The 4,240-nt window shown below is 71.4% G+C and carries 5 protein-coding genes; 2 read left to right on the top strand and 3 right to left on the bottom strand.

The features are described from left to right. Positions 1-255 precede the first annotated feature (255 nt). From FNH08_RS45895 to FNH08_RS45885, 3 genes are all read right to left on the bottom strand, one after another. Positions 256-648 (bottom strand): hypothetical protein, encoded by a 393-nt coding sequence (locus FNH08_RS45895; protein ID WP_322726519.1) that lies wholly within the window; start codon positions 646-648, stop codon positions 256-258. Positions 649-979: 331 nt separating this feature from the next. Further along, a complete protein-coding gene (locus FNH08_RS45890) occupies positions 980-1,591 on the bottom strand; it encodes an Rv1733c family protein (protein ID WP_152777601.1) in 612 nt (203 codons plus the stop codon). 84 nt (positions 1,592-1,675) lie between these two features. Then, complete coding sequence (locus FNH08_RS45885; protein WP_152777603.1) at positions 1,676-2,149, bottom strand: GtrA family protein; 474 nt, start codon at positions 2,147-2,149, stop codon at positions 1,676-1,678. 280 nt (positions 2,150-2,429) lie between these two features. On the opposite strand from FNH08_RS45885, the gene FNH08_RS45880 reads away from it, so the two are divergent. Beyond that, on the top strand, positions 2,430-3,707 hold the full coding sequence (locus FNH08_RS45880) for a cation:proton antiporter (protein ID WP_407704585.1): 1,278 nt from the start codon (positions 2,430-2,432) through the stop codon (positions 3,705-3,707). Positions 3,708-3,714: 7 nt separating this feature from the next. Continuing rightward, positions 3,715-4,212 carry a hypothetical protein gene (locus tag FNH08_RS54270; RefSeq protein ID WP_407704584.1) on the top strand — a complete coding sequence of 166 codons (498 nt, stop codon included), beginning with the start codon at positions 3,715-3,717 and terminating at the stop codon, positions 4,210-4,212. Positions 4,213-4,240: the final 28 nt, after the last annotated feature.

Below are 4,240 nucleotides of genomic sequence, written 5' to 3'. Positions count from 1 at the left end.
GGGTATGGGTGGGGGGTGGCACGGCGAACGGTCCTGCTGTCCGTCGCATGCGGTCCCGGAAACGGGTCGGGACCGGGATAAGGCCGGGACCGGATTCGGGCCGGGACCGGATTCGGGCCGGGACCGGGCTCGGGCTCGGGCTCGGGCTCGGAATCGGGCACGAGATCGAACCCGGAAGCCTGACTCGAACGCCGGAGCGCAGAGCCTGAGCCGGACGCGGAGCGGAACAGCCGGAGAGGGGGAAGTCGCCGGCTTCTAGACCTGCTGAACGACCGCTGCTCTGAGGCTCGCCGACGCCGAGACGGACAGCTCCGGCTCGTTGAGACCCTGGTGTGCCATCGCCCGCCGAGGGCTGACCGGTTCGCCGACCGACACTGCAAAGCACGGCTGGGTGAGGGCCGGACCCTGGTAGGGCTGCCCGGCGGCGCAGTGCTCGGCCGGATGCGACGGCGTGTGGTCCCCGCGGCGTTCATCCCTCGCGGTGGGACGGGTCTTGCCGTGGGCGTCCGTCGGGCCGTGGGCCTTCTCGGCCGGCCCGGCGGCAGGCGTCGCCGCGCTGGTCACCAGGTGTCCTGCGACGCCGTCGGGGCTCGCTCCGTGCGTGAGGACGATGCCGAACAGCAGCACGGCGAGAGCCAGGAGGCGCACCAGCGGACCCGCACCAGAGCGGGCCCGCACCATATGCCGGGGTGACCAAGCCGTAACCACGCCGTGATCCTAACGGCTCACGCACAGAGATCCGCTCGCGCCAGGAAACATCGCGGCAACAAGCCACGCACATGACCGGTTTGCTTCGGCGAGCACTCTCGCGCGGCCCGGCCGTTGTGCCCGGCGGCTCGGTTCGGATGGCTCGGCTCGGATGGCTCGGTTCGGATGGCTCGGCTCGGATGGCTCGGCTCGGATGGCTCGGCTCGGATGGCTCGGCTCGGATGGCTCGGCTCGGATGGATGGAAGGATGGATCAGCACGGCTGGGTCCCGTCACCCCGTCTTCCGCCCCCAACGGGTGTCGATGCGCTCCCACTCCTCGTCCCACTGCGCCATACGCCGCCGCTCCAGGCGCTTGCGCACACCGTACGCAGACAACCACACCGCCCCGCCCGTGAAGGCCGTGGCCATCGTGCCCAGCAGGGCCGCCTCCACCTGGGCCTCGGCGGGTTCGAGCGGCTGGGCAGCCAGAAGGCCGTGCCGGTCGGTCCAGACGGTGATGTGGGTACCGGGCCGTGTGTTGGGCGCCGCCTGGGTACGGCCCATGTGCTCCGCGCCGTCCCGCGCCTTCCAGCGGACCGTGACCCAGGACAGATCGTCGCCGGTTCCGCTTCCGGACGCCGCGCCCTCGGTGTCGACGGCGCGTCTGGTGTTCTGGACGACCGTGGCCGTCACCTCCTGGCGTTCGGCCCGCTGACGGTCGAAAGTCCGGTTGGCGGCGCTCGCCGCCACCATCCCGACCAGGGCACCGCCGACCAAGGCCAGAACCCAGGCCGCCAGCAGCACCCACGCCTCCACGAGGTCGCTGCCCCGCCGGAGCGGGTTGCGGCGCCACCGCCACAGTCCCGCGCGGGTGAGGGCTTTCTTTCCCTGTGTCTGTGACATCGGCCGACACCCCCTACGAGCACCAACCGCCACCCACTTCCAGTGTGCGCCGCCCGGGGCTCCCGCGCTCCCGCGGCCTCGGCCTCAGAAGAGCCGGCGGGTGCGGGCGAGCCCGGCGCCGGCAGGGCGGCTTCGCGAGCCCCGCAGCATGATCGTCCGCGACACCGCGAACGTCACCGGGACCGCCGCTCCGGACGCGACCAGAGGGGCCAGCCGGCTGCTGGCGTGCAGGACGTCGACGATCAGGTACACGCCCGACGTCGTGACCAGGAAGTTGGTGGCGTTACTCAGGGGGAACAGCAGGAACTTCCGCCAGGTGGGGCGTATGCGGTAGGTGAACCGGGCGTTCAGGAAGAACGATCCCGTCATGCTCAGGGCGAAGGCGAGGACGTGGGCGGCGAGATACGGCAGGCGAAGGAGAAACAGCAGGTAGAGACCGTAGTAGGTCATGGTGTTGACCACACCGACAAGGGCGAAGGTGAGAATCTGGCGCGTGATGGGGCGCGGAGCTGCGGGGCGGGCTTCGGTGGACACCGTCGGTGGCGTGGCCGTGCGCATCTGCGAATGCGTCTCTCCGTCGTGCTGCACGGCGTGCGGTCCTCCGGTTGTTCGACATGGTCGCCTTCACAGGAACCCGGCGAAGGCGGCGACGGCCGTGACGATGGTGACACAGCCGGGCGTCGCGCCTCTGACGGCCCACGACGACGGTGCCGCGCCGGGGACTCCGTCGTCCCGGTCGCCCGGAAGCGTCAGCGGGGAGGCCGACGGCTTCCCGCTTAGTGATCATGGTGGACGTCGTGCGCATGCGTGGGCAGGTGGGCTGGGAGGAGTCCGGGCGGTGACGACCGACGAGATCCTCTTCGGCGTGGGGCTGACGTTCGTCCTGGCCGTCGGCTCCCAGCTGGCCGCTTCCCGTCTGCGTGTTCCGGCGCTGATCATCCTGCTCCCGGCGGGTTTCGTCGCGGGCGCCCTGACCGACGACATCCACCCCGACAACCTGCTTGGCCCGGCCTTCAGCCCGCTGGTGTCGCTGTCCGTGGCGTTGATCCTGTACGACGCCGGCCTCGGGCTCGACCCGCGCAAGCTCCGCGGGCACACGCGCCGCACCGTGGTCAGGCTGATCGTGCTGGGCGTGGCGCTGTCCTGGGTCACCGTCGCCCTGCTCGCCGATCCGTGGCTGGGGATGTCCGGGGATTCGGCGGTGATGCTCGGCGCGATCCTCGTCGTCTCGGGGCCGACGGTCGTCGGACCGCTGCTGGCCTTCGTCCGGCCGGCGGACCGGCCCCAGACGATCCTCTCCTGGGAGGGCTCCCTGGTCGACCCCATCGGGGCCACTCTTGGGGCTCTTGTGTTCGCCGCCGTCCTCGACAGCGGTCACAACAAGTCCGCCGGCTACCAGGTGGTGCAGTTCCTGATCAGCGTCGGGGTCGGTCTGGCCGGAGCCGTGGTGGGAAGCGCACTGCTGTGGCTGCTGCTGACCAGATTCCGGCCCGGTGGGACGCTCGGCACCGCCGGGCAACTTGCCACAGTGATCGCGGTGGCCGCGGTCTGCGACATCGTCCGCGACGACACCGGGCTCATCGCCGCCATCGTCATGGGCCTGGCGGTGGCCCATCTGCCCGGTGTCGACATGCCCGAGCGGCACCCGTTCTCCGAAACGCTGGTCCAGTTGGTCATCGGGCTGCTGTTCGTCTCCATCTCCTCCACGGTCACCCCGGCGTCCCTGCGCCATGTGGTCCTGCCCACGCTCGGGATCGTCGCGGTCCTCGTCCTGGTCACGCGTCCTCTCGCCGTGTGGCTGGCCACCCTCGGGGCGGGCCTGACACGCGGTGAGCGGGGTTTCATCGCGTGGATGGCCCCGCGCGGCATCGTGGCCGCGGCCAACGCCTCCACCTTCTCGGCGGGCCTGGTCAGCGCGGGCGTCGGCGGGGCGTCCAAGATCCTCCCGGCCACCTTTCTCACCATCGTAGCGACCGTGACGCTCTACGGTCTGACAGCGGTGCCCGTCGCCCGCCGGCTCGGCGCCACCCGCCCTTCCCGCGCCCGCCCCCCTCCTGGTCGGCGGCGATCCATGGGCGGTCGACCTCGGGCGCACCCTGCGGTCGGCCGGCCTTGAGGTGCTGATGTGGGCGGGTTCCGAGCAACAGCGGGGGCGTATCCGGGAAGCCGGACTGGAGCTGGCGCCCGGAGAACTGCTCGCGGCGGCAACGGGACGCGGAGCCCGGCTGAAGGGCATCACGGCCGTCCTGCTCCTCACCGACGAGGACGACTTCAACGCCCTCGCGTCGACGGTGCTGAGCAGCGACGACGGAGTGCCGGTCTACCGCCTCGGACCTCGCAGCGACAGTCACGGCGTCGTCGCCCCTTACGGCAAGGGGGAGACCCTGCTCGCCCCGGACCTCACCCGCCTCGCCCTGGCCCAGCGTTACGCGCAAGGGGCCCGCATCGTGACGCAACACGTCGACGACCCGGCAGGAACGCTCCCCGACCGGCACGATCTGCTGATCCTGGTACGTTCCGGCGGCCGGCTGGTGCCCGCTGACGGCAGCGGCGCACCCGCCTCACCTCAGCCCGGCGACCTCGCCGTCCTGCTCGGCCCGGCACCGGATCCGCTCCGCTGACCGTCGTACGTCTTCCCGCCTCCCACCC

It is taken from the genome of Streptomyces spongiae (assembly GCF_009377185.1).
GTDB lineage: Bacteria > Actinomycetota > Actinomycetes > Streptomycetales > Streptomycetaceae > Streptomyces > Streptomyces spongiae.
The sequence above is the reverse complement of the archived record's forward strand: the minus strand, read 5'-3'. Positions and strand labels throughout refer to the sequence as shown.